The sequence below is a fragment of the Verrucosispora sp. WMMD703 genome (assembly GCF_049178935.1).
GTDB lineage: Bacteria > Actinomycetota > Actinomycetes > Mycobacteriales > Micromonosporaceae > Micromonospora > Micromonospora sediminimaris.
The window spans coordinates 1,741,381-1,758,473 of sequence record NZ_JBMHMM010000004.1; the positions used below are offsets into that span (position 1 = coordinate 1,741,381).

The window sequence follows — 17,093 nt, forward strand, 5'->3', positions numbered from 1 at the left end:
GGGGCGGGCGCATAGGATGTGCGGTCATGGCGCGCGTGCTTACTCCCCGGGCTGAGGACTTTCCTCGCTGGTACCAGGATCTGATCGCCAAGGCGAAGCTGGCCGACAACGGGCCGGTGCGAGGGACCATGGTGATCCGACCGGCCGGCTATGCCATCTGGGAGCGGATGCAGGCCGAGATGGACGACCGGATCAAGGCGGCCGGCGCGGAGAACGCCTACTTCCCGCTGTTCATCCCGGAGAGCTACCTCAAGCGCGAGGCCGAGCACGTCGAGGGCTTCTCACCGGAGCTGGCTGTGGTCACCCACGGTGGTGGCAAGCAGCTCGCCGAACCGGTCGTGGTACGACCCACCAGCGAGACGGTCATCGGCGAGTTCATGGCCAAGTGGATCGACTCCTACCGTGACCTGCCGCTGCTGCTCAACCAGTGGGCCAACGTGGTCCGTTGGGAGCTGCGTCCCCGGGTGTTCCTGCGGACCAGCGAGTTCCTCTGGCAGGAGGGGCACACCGCGCACGCCACCCGGGAGGACGCGCGCGCCTACGCCCGCAAGATCCTGCATGAGGCGTACGAGGACCTGATGGTGAGCGTGCTCGGCATCCCCGTGGTGGTCGGGCTCAAGACCGCCCGCGAGCGTTTCGCCGGGGCAACCGCCACCTACACCTGCGAAGGCATGATGGGCGACGGCAAGGCGCTCCAACTCGGCACCAGTCACGAGCTGGGTCAGAACTTCGCCAAGGCCTTCGACATCAGCTACTCCTCGGCCGAAGGTGGCCGGGAACACGCCTGGACGACCTCCTGGGGCACCTCGACCCGGATGCTCGGCGGCCTGATCATGTGCCACGGCGACGACAACGGGCTGCGGGTGCCGCCGCGGCTGGCGCCGACCCAGGCGTACGTCATGGTGGTCAAGGACGGTGACGGAGTCACCGAGGCGGCGGCCAAGCTGCGCGACGCGCTGCGGGACGCCGGTGTCCGGGTCGCGCTCGACGACCGCACCGACACCCCGTTCGGCCGCCGGGCCGTCGACGCCGAGCTGCGCGGCTATCCGGTACGCGTCGAGGTCGGTCCCCGCGACCTGGCCGCCGGCAACGCTGTGGTGGTCCGCCGTACCGACGGCTCGAAGGCACCCACGCCGGTGGCGGACGTGGTCGGTGCGGTGCTCGCCGCACTCGACGCCGACCAGCGGGCGCTGCACGACCAGGCGCTCGCCTTCCGTGAGTCGCGCACGGTCGATGTGGCGACGCTGGACGAGGCGCTGGAGGCGGCAACCACCGGTTGGGCCCGTGTCCCGTGGTCGGCGGTCGGCGTCGACGGCGAGGCGAAGGCCAACGCCCAGGGCGTCACCGTCCGCTGCCTGGTCCGTGCCGACGGCACCGTTCCCGACACCGAGGACGAGCCCGACCTCATCACCATCCTCGCCCGCGCCTACTGACCCCACCCCCGGCCCCCGCGGCCCCGCCCCGCCTCCGGCCCGCTTCGGTTGATCGTGAGGTTGGCGAGCTGCCGCCAAACTCATGATCAACGGTTTGGGGTGGGGAGGGGGCGGGAGGGCGAAGGTAGGGTCGGGGGCGTGAGGTTGGAGCCGGGGCGGTTGGTCGTGCACCGCAACGTGCGGCGGGGGCGGATCGGCTGGGTCCGGCCGGCGCGGGTGGTCAGTGACGACGAGCGGGGGCTGCTGCTCTGGGTGGCCGAGGGCACGCCGGTGGCCGGCGAGGTCAACGAGGCCGGGCTGGGCATGCGGGCGGTGCCCTTCCGGGAGTGGTTGACCCCGACCTACCGGCTGGCGCAGGGCCGCTGGAACGGTCCACCCTTGTTGAAGTTCCTGCCGACCGGTGCGGCCCACTCCGTCTGGTGGTTCCGCGACGTGCGGGGCCGCTTCGCCGGCTGGTACGTCAACCTGGAGGAATCGGGCGTCCGTTGGGACGACGGCGGGCTGGCCGGTGTGGACATCGTCGACCAGGACCTCGACGTGTGGGTCCGTCCCGACCGCAGCTGGGAGTGGAAGGACGAGGACGAGTTCGTCGAGCGGCTGGCCTTCCCCGAGCACTACTGGGTGACCGACGAGGCGGCGGTGCGGGCCGAGGGTAAACGGGTGATCGCGCTGGCCGAGGCGGGCGTCTTCCCGTTCGACGGCACCTGGTGCGACTTCACCCCGCCGGCGCACTGGACGGCCCCCGATCGCCTGCCCGAAGGCTGGAATCGCCCGCCGGCGCGCTGACCAGATTCATGTGTTCTTCGTCACGTGAGCCCCGCCTCGGGTGACCCTGGCAGGTGCGGTGTGAGCGTTCCGGTGGGGATCTGGCAGAATGGCTGGCTGGTATCCGGCGCGTGTCCGGCGCCCTCTAACCCGGGCACGTCGTCAGTCCACCCGAGCAGTCTCCGGCCCAACCCCACTGTGCCGGTTGGCGCTCACCCGTGCACACCACCCGTACCGGGTCGGTGAGATCGCAACAGGAGCGAAACAACCGTGGCCGTAAAGATCCGGCTCCTGCGGATGGGCAAGATCCGCAACCCGCAGTACCGCATCGTCATCGCCGACTCACGCACCAAGCGCGACGGCCGGGCGATCGAGTTCGTCGGCATCTACCAGCCGAAGGAAGACCCTTCGGTCATCGAGGTCAAGTCGGAGCGGGTCCAGTACTGGCTCTCCGTCGGCGCCCAGCCCAGCGAGGCGGTGCAGCGGCTGCTGGAGCTGACCGGTGACTGGCAGAAGTTCAAGGGCCTGCCCGCCCCGCCGCCGCTGAAGGTCGCTGCCGAGCGGGCCGACCGCAAGGCGGCCTACGAGGCCGAGGCGAAGGCTGCCGCAGGCGTGGCCGACACCCCCGCCAAGCCCGCGAAGAAGGCCGCCAAGGCCGCCGAGGCGCCGAAGGCCGAGGAGGCCCCGAAGGCCGAGGAGCAGCCCGCCGCGGACTCCGGCGAGCAGGCCTGACATGGCGCTGCGGCCGGCGTTGGAGCACCTGGTCAAGGGCATCGTCGACCACCCCGACGACGTCCGCGTCCGGATGGTCGATTCCCGTCGAGGGAAGCGGCTGGAGGTCCGGGTGCATCCCGAGGACCTGGGCACCGTGATCGGGCGGTCCGGCCGGACCGCCAAGGCGCTGCGCCAGGTGATCGGCTCCATCGGTGGGCGCGGCGTACGCGTCGACATCGTCGACTCGTACTGATGCTGCTCATCGTCGGCAGGATCGGTAAGCCGCACGGGATCCGCGGTGAGGTCACCGTGGAGGTGCGTACCGACGAGCCCGAGACGCGTTTCGCCCCCGGCATGGTGTTGAGCACCGTGCCGGGGGTGAAAGCCGCCCAACCCGCACCGGACGCTCCCGGTGTGCTGTTCCGGACGCCCGACACGTTGACAGTCGAGTCCGCGCGTCGGCATCAGGAGCGGCTGCTGGTCGCCTTCGAAGGGGTGCTGGACCGCGACGTCGCCGAGGCGCTGCGGGGCACCCTGCTCGCGGTGGACAGCGCCGACGTCGCCCCGCCGGAGGATCCGGAGGAGTTCCACGATCATCAGTTGGTCGGGCTGGCGGTGGTCACGCCGACCGGCGAGCGACTGGGTGAGGTGGCCCGGATCGACCACGCCCCCGCCTCCGATCTGCTGGTGCTGCGGCGGCCCGAGGGGCACACGGCGTTGATCCCGTTCGTCAAGGCGATCGTCTCCGAGGTCGATCTCGCCGGTGGCCGGGTCGTGGTGGACCCACCCGGCGGCCTGCTCGATCTCTAGCTGGCGGAGCCCCTGATGCGCGTCGACATCGTGTCGATCTTCCCGGAGTACTTCGCCCCGCTGGACCTGTCGCTGATCGGCAAGGCGCGGGCCAACGGCACCCTGCGGCTGGCCGTACACGACCTGCGGGGTTGGACCCACGACGTGCATCGCACCGTCGACGACACCCCGTACGGCGGCGGGCCCGGCATGGTGATGCGGCCGGAGCCGTGGGGCGAGGCGTTGGACGCCCTGGCACCAGCGGAGCTGACCCCGCCGCGGCTGTTGGTGCCGTCGCCGGCCGGCGTGCCCTTCACCCAGGCGATGGCCCACGAGCTGGCCGACGAGCCGCACCTGCTGTTCGCCTGCGGCCGGTACGAGGGCATCGACCAGCGGGTCCTCGACCACGCGGCGACGCGGATGCCGGTCACCGAGGTGAGCCTCGGTGACTACGTGCTCTTCGGCGGCGAGGTGGCGGTGCTGGTGATCCTGGAGGCGGTGACCCGGCTGCTGCCGGGGGTGCTCGGCAACGCCGGTTCGCTGGCCGAGGAGTCCCACGCGCACGGGCTGCTGGAGGCGCCGATGTACACGAAGCCGGCGACCTGGCGCGGACTGCCGGTGCCGGAGGTGCTCCGCTCCGGCGACCACGGCCGGATCGCCCGTTGGCGTCGCGACGAGGCGCTGGCCCGCACCGGCCGCCGCCGGCCGGACATGCTCACCGGGCTGGATCCGCAGAGCCTGGACAAACGGGACGTCGCGGCGTTGGACCGGGCCGGATTTCAGGTGCCCGGACCGGATGTGGCAAAGTAGGGGGGTTGCCGCAGTCGTCTGCGCCCGTGGGCGGCTGCGAGGATCTCCGACCGGGGTCGGTCCGCACCGACCACCACCCGGGGATCAGTATCACCCATCCGCGCGCCGAGTGACGGTGCGCCGTGAGCCTCACGAGGACGCAGCGATGAACATCCTGGACGCCCTTGACGCCCAGTCGAAGCGCACCGACCTGCCCGACTTCCGTGCCGGTGACACCGTCAAGGTGCACGCCCGGGTGGTTGAGGGAGCCCGGTCCCGGGTCCAGATCTTCCAGGGCGTCGTCATCCGTCGCCAGGGCGCTGGGCTGCGCGAGACCTTCACCGTCCGCAAGCTCAGCTTCGGCGTCGGCGTCGAGCGGACGTACCCGATCAACAGCCCGGCGATCGACCGGATCGAGGTCGTGGTTCGCGGTGACGTCCGCCGGGCCAAGCTCTACTACCTGCGTGAGCTGCGGGGCAAGAAGGCCAAGATCAAGGAGCTGCGCGAGAAGCAGCCGAGCTGACGTCGCGCTACGCCACGCCGCCCGAGCTGCGCATATGCTGTACCGCCCAGGTCGCACTACCCTGGTCGTACGGGCGCAGCGCGGCGGTGACCCGCCTCCTGTGTGGCGGGTGACCTCCACTACCGCCCGGGGAGCCTCGACGAGGTTCCCGGGCGGTAGTTGTTTCTGCGGACCGGGGAGTGAGCGTGGTACAGGCGCTTGACGACAGCGGTGCGGCCGATCCGTGGCGTCGGCGCACCCGACGCAGTAAACGGCAGATGCCGCTCTGGCAGGAGTTGCCGCTGCTGCTCATCGTCGCCTTCTGCCTGGCGGTGCTGATCCGTACCTTCCTCCTCCAGGCGTTCTTCATCCCCTCCGGGTCGATGGAAGACACCCTGCTCGTCGGTGACCGGGTGGTGGTCAACAAGGTCGTCTACAACGTCCGGAACCCGCAGCGGGGCGAGGTGGTGGTCTTCCGGGGCACCGACCAGTGGGTTCCGCAGGTGGACGCGCAGCCGCCCACCACCTTCGCCGACAAGCTCGGCCGCACCATCGGTGATCTGATCGGCGTCGGCCGTCCGGGCGAGAAGGACTTCATCAAGCGCGTGATCGCGCTGCCCGGGGACCGGGTGAGCTGCTGTGACGACCAGGGGCGGGTGCTGGTCAACGGCACTCCGCTGGACGAGTCGGCGTACGTGCTGCGGGACTCGCCACTGGATGTCCCGCCGAATCCACAGGAGTGCCGCTCCCGGCGGTTCGAGGAGATCGTCGTCCCGCCCGGTCACATGTTCGTCCTCGGCGACCACCGGCAGGTCTCGCTGGACGCCCGGTGTCAGGGCACCGTACCGATCGACAACGTGGTCGGACGGGCGTTCGCGGTGGTCTGGCCGTCCGACCGGTGGAATTCGCTGCCGATCCCCGAAACCTTCGCCACCGTCGCCCCACCCCCCACGGCGGGTGGTGCGGCCCCGGTACGCCCCGACCCCGACGGAGGTGTCGTCCTGCTCCTCCCGATTGCGGCCACACTATCCGTTCTCGCGCGTTCCGGACGGTGGCGCTCGATCGGGCAACGTAGGCTCCTTCCGTGATTGACGAGCAGACCGACAAGCCGCGCCACTCCTTCTGGAAGGAACTGCCCATCCTCCTCGGGGTGGCGATCCTGGTCGCGGTACTGGTACGCGCCTTCGTACTGCAGACCTTCTTCATCCCGTCGCCGTCCATGGAGAACACTCTCCAGATCGACGATCGGGTGCTGGTCAACAAGCTCGTCTACCACACCCGTTCGCCGCATCGCGGCGAGGTGATCGTCTTCAAGGCGCCGCTGGAATGGAGTGGCAATCCGGCGGGAGAGGACTTCATCAAGCGGGTGATCGGCGTCGGCGGCGACCGGGTGGTCTGTTGCGACGACCAGGACCGCCTGCTGATCAACGGCACACCGCTGGACGAGCCGTACATCTTCTCGGTCGACGGTCAGCGGGACAAGCCGGCGGACCAGGAGTTCGACGTGCAGGTGCCCGACGGCCGGCTCTGGGTCATGGGCGACCACCGGTCCGCCTCCGGGGACTCGCTGGAGCACTACCAGCAGTCGGGGCAGAACATCCAGTCGGCGACCATCCCCGAGGACGACGTGGTGGGACGGGCGTTCACCATCTTCTGGCCGTTCGACCGGGCCCGGATCCTGACCGTGCCGGACGAGTTCGACGCCATTCCGGAGTCCTGACCAGGGCCGGCCCGCTGCGCCGTCGACGACGGGCAGCGCCGGTTGCGCCGGGGCGTGGGCGGCGTCGCAGGAGTCTGGCAGTCTGGTGCGGTGACCGTCTACACCCCGAGGTGTGCCGCTCGCGTCCTGCTTGTCGACGCGGACGGTCGGTTGCTGCTGTTCCGAGGTTTCGATCCCGCCCGCCCGGAACACGGCCGGTGGTGGTTCACCCCCGGTGGGGGACTGGATCCGGGGGAGACGTACGCCGAGGGCGCGGTCCGCGAGTTGGCCGAGGAGACCGGGCTGCGGCTGACCGTGACCGACGTCGGCCAGCCGGTGCACGCCGACGTCACCGAGTTCTCCTTCGGTGGCGTCTGGTACCGGCAGGAGCAGCAGTTCTTCCTGGTGCGGGTGACGGCGCACGAGGTCGACACGGCGGGGTTCAGCGAGGTGGAGCGGGGCAGCGTCGTCGGTCACCGGTGGTGGTCGGCGGAGGAGTTGCGTTGCACCGCGGAGCGCTGCTACCCACTTGACCTTGCAGAGGTGCTCGGCCGCGCGCTGGCCGGCACGACGGCTGGCATCGAGGGACAAGCATGCTGACTCCACCACGCACCGTGGTACGCCGGGAGGCCGGGCTCTACGCGTTGGAGCGGGCCCTGCAACGGCGCGGCTTCCGGTACGTCGCCGGTGCCGACGAGGCCGGCCGCGGTGCCTGCGCGGGGCCGCTGGTCGCCGCCGCCGTGGTGTTGCCGGAGGGTCGGCGTGGCGAGATCGACGGGCTGGCCGATTCCAAGCTGCTGACCCCGGCCAGCCGGGAACGGATCCATGACGAGGTCGTCGAGCGCGCCCTGGCGTACGCGGTGGTGGTCATCCCGGCCGACGAGGTCGACGCCCGGGGGCTGCACGTGTGCAATCTGGCCGCGATGCGCCGGTCGTTGGCCTCGCTGGCGGTCCGGCCGGAGTACGTGCTGACCGACGGGTTCGGCGTCGACGGCTTGGGCGTGCCCGGGCTCGCGGTGTGGAAGGGCGACCGGGTGGCCGCGTGCGTGGCGGCGGCGAGCGTGCTGGCGAAGGTCACCCGGGACAGGATCATGGTCGATCTGGACGCCGAGCATCCCGGCTACGGGTTCGCCGAGCACAAGGGGTACATCACCGCCGAGCACACCGCCGCGCTGCGCGAGCGCGGGCCGTGCCCGGAGCACCGTTTCTCGTACGTGAACGTGGCCGCCGTCTCCGGGCTCGGCGACCGGCCACCCCGCTCCCGGCGACCGTTGGGCGCAAGCCGGGAAGAGCCGATGGAGCACTCGGGCGCGGCAGGGGGTACCGTCGGCGTGGCGTTGGGCGAGCAGCCTCGGCGTCCGGCGCCGGTGGGGGAAGATGTGGTCATGGAAGGCGGAGTGCGATGAGCGCGGAAGATCTCGAGAAGTACGAGACCGAGATGGAGCTCCAGCTCTACCGGGAGTACCGCGACATCGTCCGTCAGTTCTCCTACGTGGTGGAGACGGAGCGCCGGTTCTACCTTGCCAACCAGGTGGACCTGCACGTCCGCAACTCCGACGGCGAGGTCTACTTCGAGGTCGAGATGCACGACGCCTGGGTCTGGGACATGTACCGCCCTGCGCGATTCGTGAAGAATGTTCGGGTGATGACGTTCAAGGACGTGAACGTCGAGGAGTTGGAGAAGCCGGACATCTCCCTGCCCGCCGACTCCGGCTTCGGCGGCTGAGCCCGCGTACCCCCTGAGGGGCGGTGACGGCGGACCCCCACCCGCCGCGATCGTCCCGTGCCCCCGTCCACTGTGCACCCACCGGTGGTCAGTGTCCGACAGCCGCTCATAGCAGATCATCAGCTCGTGCGTGGACTGTCCACAGGTCGTCTGGTCATCCACAAGTGGACCGTCCGGGGCGGCGAAGGTCGAAGGGCCCCGCCAGGCTCGACGGTATGCGACCACGGATGCCGATACTTGGTGGCCTCACGACGCTTCTGCTGCTGACACCATCCGGATCGGCGGGCGGCGCGGCCGTGCCGAGCGAGAGATCGTTCTCGCCTGCCGTGCCCCGGGCGGCTGCCGCACCGGGCATCCCCGACACCAGGCCGTTCCGGTGGCCGGTCGACGGCGTACCACGGCCGGTTCGCCGGTTCGACCCGCCGCCGCGGCCGTGGCTGGCAGGTCATCGGGGAGTCGACCTGCTCGCCCCGGCCGCCGCCACGATCCGGGCGGCCGGTGCCGGCACGATCCTGTTCGCCGGCATGGTCGTCAACCGACCGGTGGTCACCGTCGGCCACGCCGACGGTCTACGGACCACCTACGAACCGGTCCAACCCGCCGTCCCGGTGGGCACGGTCGTGCCGACCGGGGCGCCTTTGGGCACGCTGCTGCCCGGCCACGCCGGTTGTCCCGCCGCCGCGTGCCTGCACTGGGGACTGCGCCAGGGAGACGACTACCTCGACCCGCTGGCTCTGCTCGGCCTCGGTCGAGTCCGACTGCTGCCCGTCGGTGACCCCGTCGTCGCCCGGGTGCGTCCGCTCACCGCTGGGCGAGCAGACCGGGCAACCCGACCGCCAGTCGCTCGTACTCCTCGGGGGCGTTGTAGACCTGGCCGCACAGCCGCAGCCAGCCGCGGCCGTTCCAGGTCGTGACCGCGACCTGGGTGGCGAGCCGCTCGGCGATCCGGGTCTGCAACGCCCGGGCAGCGTCCAGAGTCGTGGCGAGGCCCGCCGGCAACGGAATGAGCCGCATGGCCACCGTCGGTCCGCCGGGGTCGGGCAGGTCGGCCGGTGGCACGCCGAGCGCATCCCCCACCACCCGTTGCCCGTACGCGGCCAGTCCGGCGTTGTGCGCGCGTACCCGGTCGACGCCGAGACTGCGCAGCGTGTAGAGGCCCGCCGGTGCGCTCAACCAGGACGTGTAGTCCGAGGTGGCCTGCCACTCCAGGCGGGCCGGGAACCCCGAGTCCTGCTCCCAGGAGACCACCAGCGGTTCGATCCGGTCCCGCCAACGGGCTGCCACCACGAGTACGGCGGTGCCGCGTGGGGCGTACCCCCACTTGTGCAGGTTGCCCACCCAGAAGTCGGCGCCGATGCTGCTCACCGATGCCGGCAGCATGCCCGGAGCGTGCGCGGCGTCGACAAGCACCGGCACGCCCTGCTCCCCGGCGACCCCGACGATCGCGGCGACCGGGAACAGCCGGGCCGTGGCCGAGGTGAGCTGGTCGACCACAAGCAGGCGGGTGCGGCCCGGACGCAACCCGTCCCGCACGATCTGCACCACCTCTTCGTCGGTGGCGGTCAGCGGCACCCGCAGGACCCGGTGCGTCGCCCCGGTGCGACGGCACTCCCGGCGGATGGAGTGGTCGACGGCACCGTAGCCGTGGTCGGTGGTGAGCACCTCGTCACCGGGCCGCAGGCCGAGGGACTGAAGCACCACGGCGGCACCGGTGGTGGCGTTCGTGGTCAGGGCGGTGCCGTCGGGGTCGGCGCCGAGGAACCCGGCCAGATGCCGGCGAGTGTGCGCGATCCGGTCGACCAGGCCCTGCGTGAAGAAGCGCAGCGGGTCGGCCTCCATCTCGTCACGCAGCCGTTGCTGGGCCCGCTGCGCCACGATCGGGACAGCCCCGAACGAGCCGTGGTTGAGATGACTGACCGCCGGGTCGAGCGAGAAGAGCAGACGGGCGCCCGTGATCGGCTCGGGCGGCGGCGGGACGCTCACCCGATGATCATAGTCGCCTGGTGCCCTCACGTGGGTCGCCTCGCTCGGGCGGTCCTTCGTGCGCGGCGGGTGTCAGGCGCGCGGGTGGGCCTGACGGTAGGCGGCCCGGAGTCGTTCCACCGAGACATGGGTGTAGATCTGGGTACTGGCCAGCGAGGAATGTCCCAGCAGTTCCTGTACCGCCCGGAGGTCCGCCCCGCCTTCGAGCAGGTGGGTGGCGGCGGAGTGGCGCAGCGCGTGCGGGCTGGTCCGGGGCAGGCCCGCCGCCTCGGCGTAGCCGGCGACGATCCGGCGGGCCGTGGTCGGATGCAGTCGGCCACCGCGGGCACCGAGCAACAGCGCATCACGGGAATCGGGGACCGCCAGCGCCGGCCGCCCGTACCGGAGCCAGTCGTCGAGGGCGCTTTGCGCCGGCAGCCCGTACGGCACCGTCCGCTCCCGGCCGCCCTTACCGTGTACCCGGACGACCCGCCGATGCTGGTCGACGTCGGCCGTGTCGATCCCGCACACCTCGCTGACCCGTACCCCGGTGCCGTAGAGCAGTTCGAGCAGCATCCGGTCGCGCAGTCGTACCGCCGCCCCGGTGGTGTCGGACGCACCTGTCACGGGTGAGCCTTCGGCGGTCGCCGGACCGGTGCCCGGAGCGGGCCCACCGGGTGTCGGGCCGTCGGATGTCGGCCCGCCGGGTGGCGGTGTGGCCGGCTGGCGGGCGGGTTTCTCGACGAGCAGGGCCGCCTGCTCGGGACGAAGCACCGTGGGTAGCGCCTGGCGCGGTCGAGGACTGGCCAGCGTGGCGGCGACGTCGGTGGCCAGCAGCCCTTGCCGGTGAGCCCAGGCGCTGAAGGTCCGGGCCGCAGCGGCCCTGCGAGCCAGCGAGGTACGGGCGGCACCGGTCGTGCGTTGCCGGGCCAGCCAGCTGCGTACCGCGTCGAGGCTCAGCTCGGCCACCTCGGTGCAGCCCATCCGCCCAGCATGATCCAACAGCGACACCAGGTCGGCGACGTACGCCCGCACGGTGTGTGCCGAGCGGTTGCGAACCGACGCCAGATGCCCAGCGAACTCGTCCACCGCGTCCCGCAGCGGTGCCGGCAGCGCGTCGTGCATCGCCCGGGTGCTGCTGGCGGCCCGCCCCTGCCCGCCGATGCTGCCCACGGGAACCACCCTACGATCGGGACGCCCCGACGGCGAACAGACGGCGCGCTCGACCGGACGTGATCAGGCAGGAAGTGGGGCGTCACCGCCCATCGGACCGCCCGATGACGCGGCCGGTCCGGGCCGGGTGGACCGCCGGCTGGGCGTGACCATGGCGTAGCCGTCTTCCCGGCGCACCACCAGGGCCAGCTCCTCCAACAGCGGCAGTTTGCGCAACACCGTGCGGACCGCAAGGCCAGCCCGCGCGGCGAGAGCGTCCACACCGATACGGCCGCGTCGTGGCATCGCCTCCACGATCGACCGGGCGTCGTCGTCGAGCAGATCGGTGGGGCGTTCGGGCCCACGCGGCACCGGGGCCAGCTCGCCGATCCGACCCACCTCCTCCAGCACGTGGGCGAGGCCGGTCACCAGCCGTGCCTCCGGATGCTCCCGAAGCACCTCGTGAGCGCCCACCGACATCGCCGAGGTGACCGGGCCCGGCACCACCATCGCCCGCCGCCCCAGGGCGATGGCCCGCCGGGTGGTCTGCGTCGCGCCACTGCGGGCCGCCGCCTCGACCAGCACGGTGCCCCGGGTGCCCGCCGCGATCACCCGGTTGCGGATGAGGAAGCGGGGGCGCAGCGGCTCCGCACCCGGCGGCCACTCGCTGACCAGCAGGCCGGTATCGGCGATCCGGTCGAACAGCGCTGCGTTGCCCATCGGATAGGCGCGGTCCACACCGCAGGCGAGCACCGCGACGGTGAGACCGCCGGCGTGCAGCGCCCCACGGTGCGCGGCGGCGTCGATGCCGAACGCGCCGCCGGAAACGACGGTCCAGTCCCGGTCGGCCAGGCCGTAGCCCAGATCCGTGGCGATGTGGGTGCCGTACGCCGTGGCGGCTCGGGAACCCACCACCGCCACGGACCGGTCCAGCGCCTCGGCCAGCGGCCACGAGCCGCGTACCCAGAAGCAGAGCGGCGGCGCGGTCTCGACGTCCACCCGGCGACGGGCGTCGGTCAGGCAAAGCGTGCGCAGCTGCTCCACCGTCCCGGGCCACTCGTCGTCGCCGGGGATGACGACCCGGACACCGAGCCGGTCGGCGCGGTGCAACGCCTCGGCGGCGACCACCCTGGCATCACCTGCACGGCTGCGCGCCGCCACGGACTCGCGTAGCGCCTGCTGCGGCGCACCGCCGTCCAGCAGCAGATCCAGCGCGCCCACCGGCCCGAACTCGTCGACCAGCCCGTGCACCGATCGTGTACCCGGCTCGGCCAGCCAGGTCAACGCCACCCGCGCCAGGGCCAACTCCTCCTGGGTGCTCATATGCCCTCTCCCGTCCTGAGTGCGATGGCCTCACCGACGTCCCCCGCGTCCGGCCGTGCCCGCCCGTCCAGGTCGGCGATCGTCCAGGCGAGTCGGACGACCCGGTCGAAGCCGCGGGCGGAGAGCGACCCGGAGTCGAGCCGGGACCGCAGCTCGACGGTGACCCGACCGGGCAGTCGCCACGGCGCTCGACGCAGCTCCGGACCGGGTATCTCGGCATTGAGCCGTCGACCCAGCGGTGCCCAGCGCTCGGCCGCCGCCGCCCGTGCCGCAGCCACCCGCCGGGCGACCACCGCTGATGACTCGTGACTGGTCGTCTCCATCAGCTCGGCGGCGCGCATCGGTGGTAGCCGCACCTGGAGATCGATCCGGTCGAGCAGCGGACCGGAGAGCCGGCCGAGGTAACGACGGCGGGCCAGCGGGGGACATTCGCATCGGTCGTCGCCGGCCGGGTTCGCACACGGGCAGGGGTTGGCCGCGATGACCAGTTGGGCGCGGGCCGGGTATTCGGCGCTGCCCCGGCTGCGGGCCAGCAGCACCCGGCCGTGCTCCAACGGCTGACGTAGCGCCTCCAGCGCCGCCTTGCTGAACTCGGGCGCCTCGTCCATGAGCAGCACCCCGCGGTGGGCGAGCGAGATCGCACCGGGCCGGGCGAGCCCTGACCCGCCCCCGACGATCGAGGGGACGGTCGCGGTGTGATGAGGTGCCTGGAACGGTGGGCGCCGGATCAACCTGCCACCTGCCGGCAACAGACCGGCGATCGAATGCACAGCGGTGACCTCCAGCGCGGCCTCGTCGTCCAGTTCCGGCAGGATCGACGGCAGCCGCTCGGCGAGCATCGTCTTGCCCGCTCCCGGAGGCCCGATCAGTGCCAGGTGGTGGCCACCTGCGGCGGCGACCTCCAGAGCGCGGCGGCCCAGACCCTGCCCGGCGACCTCGGCCAGGTCGGGACCGGGTGCGGACGGCGGCGGAGCGTCGACCGGCGGCTCGATCAGCGGCGTGCCGTCGCGGACGAAGGCGACCAGCCGGTGCAGGGTGTCCACGCCGCGTACCAGCAGCCCGGGGACGACCGCCGCCTCGGCGGTGTTGCCAGCCGGGACGATCACCCGTTGTACGCCGGCCTTCGCCGCCGCGGCGACCATCGGCAGTACGCCCCGGACCGGCCGCACCGTGCCGTCCAAGCCCAACTCACCGAGGACCGCCACGCCGTCCAGCGGCAACAGGGGAAGCTCGCCGGAGCCACCGAGCAGCGCCACCGCGATCGCCAGGTCGAACGCCGAACCGAATTTGGGCAGGGTGGCCGGCAGCAGGTTGAGAGTGATCCGGCGGTTCGGCCACCGCTGGCCGGAGTTGACCACAGCGGCCCGAACCCGGTCGCGCGCCTCGTGCAGGGCGGTGTCGGGTAGCCCGGAGATCACCACCCCCGGCAGGCCGGCGGCGAGATCCACCTCCACCTCCACCAACTGCCCGGTCACCCCGACCAGACCGACGCAGAGCACCCGGGCGTAGCTCACCGGACCACCTCGCTTCGCTCGGCGTCCCGATGAGGTCTCAACACGCTGAGCCGAATGATTCGCTCGCTGCGCTCACTCATGGGGCCACCTCGCTTCGCTCGGCGTCCCGATGAGCCACCAACACACTGCGCTGACTGACTCGCTCGCTCATTGGAAGGCGTCCTTGACGTGCTCGACGTGTGCCCGGCCGATGCGGGGCAGCAGCACCGAGATGACGTCGAAACGGACCTCGTCGGCGGTGGTGCCGGTGGCGGCGAGCCAGGCGGCGGCGAGCCCCCGTAGCCGGCGGGCCTTGCGGGGCACCACCGCCTCGGCGGGGCTGCCGAAGGTCGCGGTGCGCCGGGTCTTCACCTCGCAGAAGGCGAGCACCGGCCCATCCCAGGCGATGATGTCGATCTCTCCGGCGCGGCAGCGCCAGTTGCGGGCAACCGGGCGCAGTCCCGCTTCGATCAGGTGACGCACGGCGCAGCGTTCCCCGTACTCGCCGATCGCCTGGTTCCGCTTGGTCATGAGCGGACCCTGCTCCCGTACGGGGCTCGCGGCGACCCCGCCCTGCTGGCCTGTGGACAGCCGAGGGTGTTGTGGACGAACGGACGATCATGTCCTAGATGTGCTATAGCGGCCTTTTTCGCTGGTCAGGTGCGGGGTCGAATGGCGCGCGAACCGCCGGTCGCATACGGTGCCGGGCGTGGACGGACGACGCAGTTTCGACGACCAGGAGTCGCGCTGGTATCCGGGCGATCGTGAGGGTGGCTACGCCGACCCGCAGTGGCGTCCGGTGGGAGAGGGGTACTACCCCGGCGACGAGCCGCGTGCGGTACCCGAGCAGCGCGGCGACGATGACGACCGGTACGGCTCTCCGCGACGCGGTGCCCTGACAGATCCGCTCGGGGATGTCGCGGCGGAGACCGAGCGCTACCGGGCGTCGCGTTCCCGCCGGGCGGAACCGGCCGAACCGGACGTCTCCGGCGAGTTGCCGGTCGATCGCTCCGGCTGGCGCGCGGCCCGCGAGGTGGGCCCCACCAGCGGCGGGGCGCCGGTGTCGACCGATCCGACCCGCGCCGCGCTGGCCGGATACCCGATCGTCGAGGCCAAACGCGGGTCCGAGGTGACCAACCCGTTGGAGCAGCCGACCGGGCCGGTGCCGTCGGTGGCACCCCGGACGGAACCGCCGGTGGGTGAGGCCCCGCCCGGCTCCGCCGACGCCGTGACCGGTCACCAGACGACCGGTCACCCGGCCCCCGGTCACCCGATGACGGGCCACCCGGCCCCCGGCCACCCGACGGGCGGCGTCCAGCCAGGGGTGCCGGCCGGGGACGGCGTATACCGGACGCGGCGTCCGGTGCTCGCGGTGCTCTTCGCCGTGCTGGTCGTGATCTTCGAGCTGCCTGCGCTGCGGGTACTGCTGCACGGCGCGACCGCCGACCCGGTTGCTGCCGGGGACGTGTTGGCGGGCACCTTCCTGGTCTGCGGGCTGCCGATCTTCGCGGCCGGTCTGTATGGGCTACGGACGACCGGGTTGTCGCTGAGTGACGGCGCGCGCGGATGGCTGCGACCGCCGACCGCGTACCTGACGGTCGGGCTGGCGCTCTTCCTGGTTGCCGCGATCGCCGCCGGTTGAGCGGAGTCTCGCCGCACCCGGGCGTGGCACGGTCGGGAGGGCGCGTACACTGGTCAACCGGCGACCGCCTCGTGCGGTCGACCTCGCGTGCCCTCCTCACGAATCGTCGTGCGGCGGCGGCCTCCCTGGTCCCGACCCGGTCGGGCCCACCATGGTCGACGACCGGGCACCAGGACGCCCGGCCGCCGGCCGGGCGAGACAACCAGGGACCGCTAGGAGTACGAATCATGGCCGTCGTGACCATGCGTCAGCTGCTGGAAAGTGGTGTTCACTTCGGGCACCAGACCCGGCGCTGGAACCCGAAGATGAAGCGCTTCATCTTCACCGAGCGTAACGGCATCTACATCATCGACCTGCGCCAGACCCTCGACTACATCGAGAAGGCGTACGACTTCGTGCGCAACACGGTGGCCGAGGGCGGCAGCATCCTCTTCGTCGGCACGAAGAAGCAGGCGCAGGAGGCGATCGCCGAGCAGGCGACCCGCGTCGGCCAGCCGTACGTCAACCACCGCTGGCTCGGCGGGATGCTGACCAACTTCCAGACGGTGTACAAGCGGCTGCAGCGGATGAAGGAGCTGGAGGCCCTCGGCGACCTCAGCGGCACCGCCGCCGGCTACACCAAGAAGGAGACCCTGCAGCTCTCCCGCGAGAAGATCAAGCTGACCCGCACCCTGGGCGGTCTGCGGGACATGCAGAAGCTCCCGGCCGCGGTCTGGGTGGTCGACACCAAGAAGGAGCACATCGCCGTCGACGAGGCCCGCAAGCTGGGCATCCCGGTGATCGCCGTGCTCGACACCAACTGCGACCCGGACGAGGTCGACTTCCCGATCCCGGGTAACGACGACGCGATCCGCTCGGCCGAGCTGCTGACCAAGGTCGTCGCCGCCGCCGTGGCCGATGGCCTGATCGCCCGCTCCGGTCGTCGCCGGGGCGGCGACGAGAAGCCGGAGGCGGGTGTCGCCACCGACGAGCCGCTCGCCGAGTGGGAGCGCGAGCTGCTCGAGGAGCCGAAGAAGGCCGACGAGCAGCAGCCGGCCGCCGAGCAGCCCGCCGCCGAGCAGCCCGCGGCCGAGCAGCCGGCCGCCGTCTCCGGCCAGTGACCGT

18 protein-coding genes and 2 pseudogenes are annotated in these 17,093 nt (G+C 71.7%); 15 read left to right on the forward strand and 5 right to left on the reverse strand.

The window, feature by feature from the left end; all coding sequences use genetic code 11:
- The first annotated feature begins 26 nt into the window (after positions 1 to 26).
- The 13 genes and pseudogenes from proS (at position 27) to ACN26Z_RS08715 (ending at position 9,331) form a co-directional block, all read left to right on the forward strand.
- A complete protein-coding gene (gene proS / locus ACN26Z_RS08655; protein WP_396887028.1) occupies positions 27 to 1,433 on the forward strand; it encodes a proline--tRNA ligase in 1,407 nt (468 codons plus the stop codon).
- Positions 1,434 to 1,571: 138 nt separating this feature from the next.
- Positions 1,572 to 2,219: a DUF402 domain-containing protein gene (locus tag ACN26Z_RS08660; protein ID WP_093401695.1), complete on the forward strand. Its 648-nt coding sequence runs from the start codon at positions 1,572 to 1,574 to the stop codon at positions 2,217 to 2,219.
- Between the two features lie 249 nt (positions 2,220 to 2,468).
- Entirely contained in the window at positions 2,469 to 2,930 is a 462-nt protein-coding gene (gene rpsP / locus ACN26Z_RS08665) for a 30S ribosomal protein S16 (RefSeq protein WP_093401694.1), read from the forward strand.
- 1 nt (position 2,931) lies between these two features.
- Positions 2,932 to 3,165 (forward strand): RNA-binding protein, encoded by a 234-nt coding sequence (locus tag ACN26Z_RS08670; RefSeq protein ID WP_013732101.1) that lies wholly within the window; start codon positions 2,932 to 2,934, stop codon positions 3,163 to 3,165.
- Positions 3,166 to 3,167: 2 nt separating this feature from the next.
- Positions 3,168 to 3,722, forward strand: coding sequence for a ribosome maturation factor RimM (gene rimM, locus ACN26Z_RS08675; protein ID WP_282240586.1), 555 nt, complete (start codon positions 3,168 to 3,170; stop codon positions 3,720 to 3,722).
- 15 nt (positions 3,723 to 3,737) lie between these two features.
- Positions 3,738 to 4,511, forward strand: a complete 774-nt coding sequence (gene trmD, locus ACN26Z_RS08680; protein ID WP_282239690.1) for a tRNA (guanosine(37)-N1)-methyltransferase TrmD — start codon at positions 3,738 to 3,740, stop codon at positions 4,509 to 4,511.
- A 145-nt stretch (positions 4,512 to 4,656) separates the two neighbouring features.
- A complete protein-coding gene (gene rplS, locus ACN26Z_RS08685) occupies positions 4,657 to 5,013 on the forward strand; it encodes a 50S ribosomal protein L19 (protein ID WP_093401691.1) in 357 nt (118 codons plus the stop codon).
- Positions 5,014 to 5,198: 185 nt separating this feature from the next.
- Positions 5,199 to 6,067: pseudogene (gene lepB, locus ACN26Z_RS08690) on the forward strand (signal peptidase I).
- 9 nt (positions 6,068 to 6,076) lie between these two features.
- Positions 6,077 to 6,712: a signal peptidase I gene (gene lepB, locus ACN26Z_RS08695; RefSeq protein WP_282239688.1), complete on the forward strand. Its 636-nt coding sequence runs from the start codon at positions 6,077 to 6,079 to the stop codon at positions 6,710 to 6,712.
- A gap of 90 nt (positions 6,713 to 6,802) precedes the next feature.
- Positions 6,803 to 7,291, forward strand: coding sequence for an NUDIX hydrolase (locus tag ACN26Z_RS08700; RefSeq protein WP_093402029.1), 489 nt, complete (start codon positions 6,803 to 6,805; stop codon positions 7,289 to 7,291).
- Complete coding sequence (locus ACN26Z_RS08705) at positions 7,285 to 8,097, forward strand: ribonuclease HII (RefSeq protein ID WP_282239686.1); 813 nt, start codon at positions 7,285 to 7,287, stop codon at positions 8,095 to 8,097. The genes ACN26Z_RS08700 and ACN26Z_RS08705 overlap by 7 nt, the downstream gene beginning before the upstream one ends.
- Positions 8,094 to 8,417: a DUF2469 domain-containing protein gene (locus ACN26Z_RS08710; protein WP_007075222.1), complete on the forward strand. Its 324-nt coding sequence runs from the start codon at positions 8,094 to 8,096 to the stop codon at positions 8,415 to 8,417. Before ACN26Z_RS08705 ends, ACN26Z_RS08710 begins: the two co-directional genes overlap by 4 nt.
- A gap of 215 nt (positions 8,418 to 8,632) precedes the next feature.
- Complete coding sequence (locus ACN26Z_RS08715; RefSeq protein ID WP_282239685.1) at positions 8,633 to 9,331, forward strand: peptidoglycan DD-metalloendopeptidase family protein; 699 nt, start codon at positions 8,633 to 8,635, stop codon at positions 9,329 to 9,331.
- On the opposite strand, the gene ACN26Z_RS08720 is transcribed toward ACN26Z_RS08715, so the two are convergent.
- The 5 genes from ACN26Z_RS08720 to ACN26Z_RS08740 all read right to left on the reverse strand — a co-directional run bounded on the left by ACN26Z_RS08720 (position 9,219) and on the right by ACN26Z_RS08740 (position 14,878).
- Positions 9,219 to 10,400, reverse strand: a complete 1,182-nt coding sequence (locus ACN26Z_RS08720; RefSeq protein ID WP_282239684.1) for an aminotransferase class V-fold PLP-dependent enzyme — start codon at positions 10,398 to 10,400, stop codon at positions 9,219 to 9,221. The genes ACN26Z_RS08715 and ACN26Z_RS08720 overlap by 113 nt on opposite strands.
- A 72-nt stretch (positions 10,401 to 10,472) precedes the next feature.
- Entirely contained in the window at positions 10,473 to 11,504 is a 1,032-nt protein-coding gene (locus ACN26Z_RS08725) for a tyrosine recombinase XerC (protein ID WP_421464581.1), read from the reverse strand.
- 111 nt (positions 11,505 to 11,615) lie between these two features.
- A complete protein-coding gene (locus tag ACN26Z_RS08730) occupies positions 11,616 to 12,854 on the reverse strand; it encodes a DNA-processing protein DprA (RefSeq protein ID WP_421460599.1) in 1,239 nt (412 codons plus the stop codon).
- The gene (locus ACN26Z_RS08735) at positions 12,851 to 14,368 is read right to left on the reverse strand and encodes a YifB family Mg chelatase-like AAA ATPase (RefSeq protein WP_093401685.1); all 1,518 of its coding nucleotides are present in this window, start codon (positions 14,366 to 14,368) and stop codon (positions 12,851 to 12,853) included. The genes ACN26Z_RS08730 and ACN26Z_RS08735 overlap by 4 nt, the downstream gene beginning before the upstream one ends.
- 147 nt (positions 14,369 to 14,515) lie before the next feature.
- The gene (locus ACN26Z_RS08740) at positions 14,516 to 14,878 is read right to left on the reverse strand and encodes a YraN family protein (protein WP_093401684.1); all 363 of its coding nucleotides are present in this window, start codon (positions 14,876 to 14,878) and stop codon (positions 14,516 to 14,518) included.
- Positions 14,879 to 15,019: 141 nt separating this feature from the next.
- Between ACN26Z_RS08740 and ACN26Z_RS08745 the strand changes: the two are divergent.
- Positions 15,020 to 15,989: pseudogene (locus tag ACN26Z_RS08745) on the forward strand (hypothetical protein).
- A 227-nt stretch (positions 15,990 to 16,216) separates the two neighbouring features.
- Entirely contained in the window at positions 16,217 to 17,089 is an 873-nt protein-coding gene (gene rpsB / locus ACN26Z_RS08750) for a 30S ribosomal protein S2 (protein ID WP_281566455.1), read from the forward strand.
- Positions 17,090 to 17,093 lie beyond the last annotated feature (4 nt).

Excerpts from the sequence above, each read along its gene's own strand:
- proS (WP_396887028.1), top strand. The coding sequence starts at position 27 with ATGGCGCGCGTGCTTACTCCCCGGGCTGAGGACTTTCCTCGCTGGTAC.
- ACN26Z_RS08670 (WP_013732101.1), top strand. The coding sequence starts at position 2,932 with ATGGCGCTGCGGCCGGCGTTGGAGCACCTGGTCAAGGGCATCGTCGAC.
- trmD (WP_282239690.1), top strand. The coding sequence starts at position 3,738 with ATGCGCGTCGACATCGTGTCGATCTTCCCGGAGTACTTCGCCCCGCTG.
- rplS (WP_093401691.1), top strand. The coding sequence starts at position 4,657 with ATGAACATCCTGGACGCCCTTGACGCCCAGTCGAAGCGCACCGACCTG.
- ACN26Z_RS08705 (WP_282239686.1), top strand. The coding sequence starts at position 7,285 with ATGCTGACTCCACCACGCACCGTGGTACGCCGGGAGGCCGGGCTCTAC.
- ACN26Z_RS08710 (WP_007075222.1), top strand. The coding sequence starts at position 8,094 with ATGAGCGCGGAAGATCTCGAGAAGTACGAGACCGAGATGGAGCTCCAG.
- ACN26Z_RS08715 (WP_282239685.1), top strand. The coding sequence starts at position 8,633 with ATGCGACCACGGATGCCGATACTTGGTGGCCTCACGACGCTTCTGCTG.
- ACN26Z_RS08725 (WP_421464581.1), bottom strand. The coding sequence starts at position 11,504 with ATGCACGACGCGCTGCCGGCACCGCTGCGGGACGCGGTGGACGAGTTC.
- ACN26Z_RS08730 (WP_421460599.1), bottom strand. The coding sequence starts at position 12,854 with ATGAGCACCCAGGAGGAGTTGGCCCTGGCGCGGGTGGCGTTGACCTGG.
- ACN26Z_RS08740 (WP_093401684.1), bottom strand. The coding sequence starts at position 14,878 with ATGACCAAGCGGAACCAGGCGATCGGCGAGTACGGGGAACGCTGCGCC.
- rpsB (WP_281566455.1), top strand. The coding sequence starts at position 16,217 with ATGGCCGTCGTGACCATGCGTCAGCTGCTGGAAAGTGGTGTTCACTTC.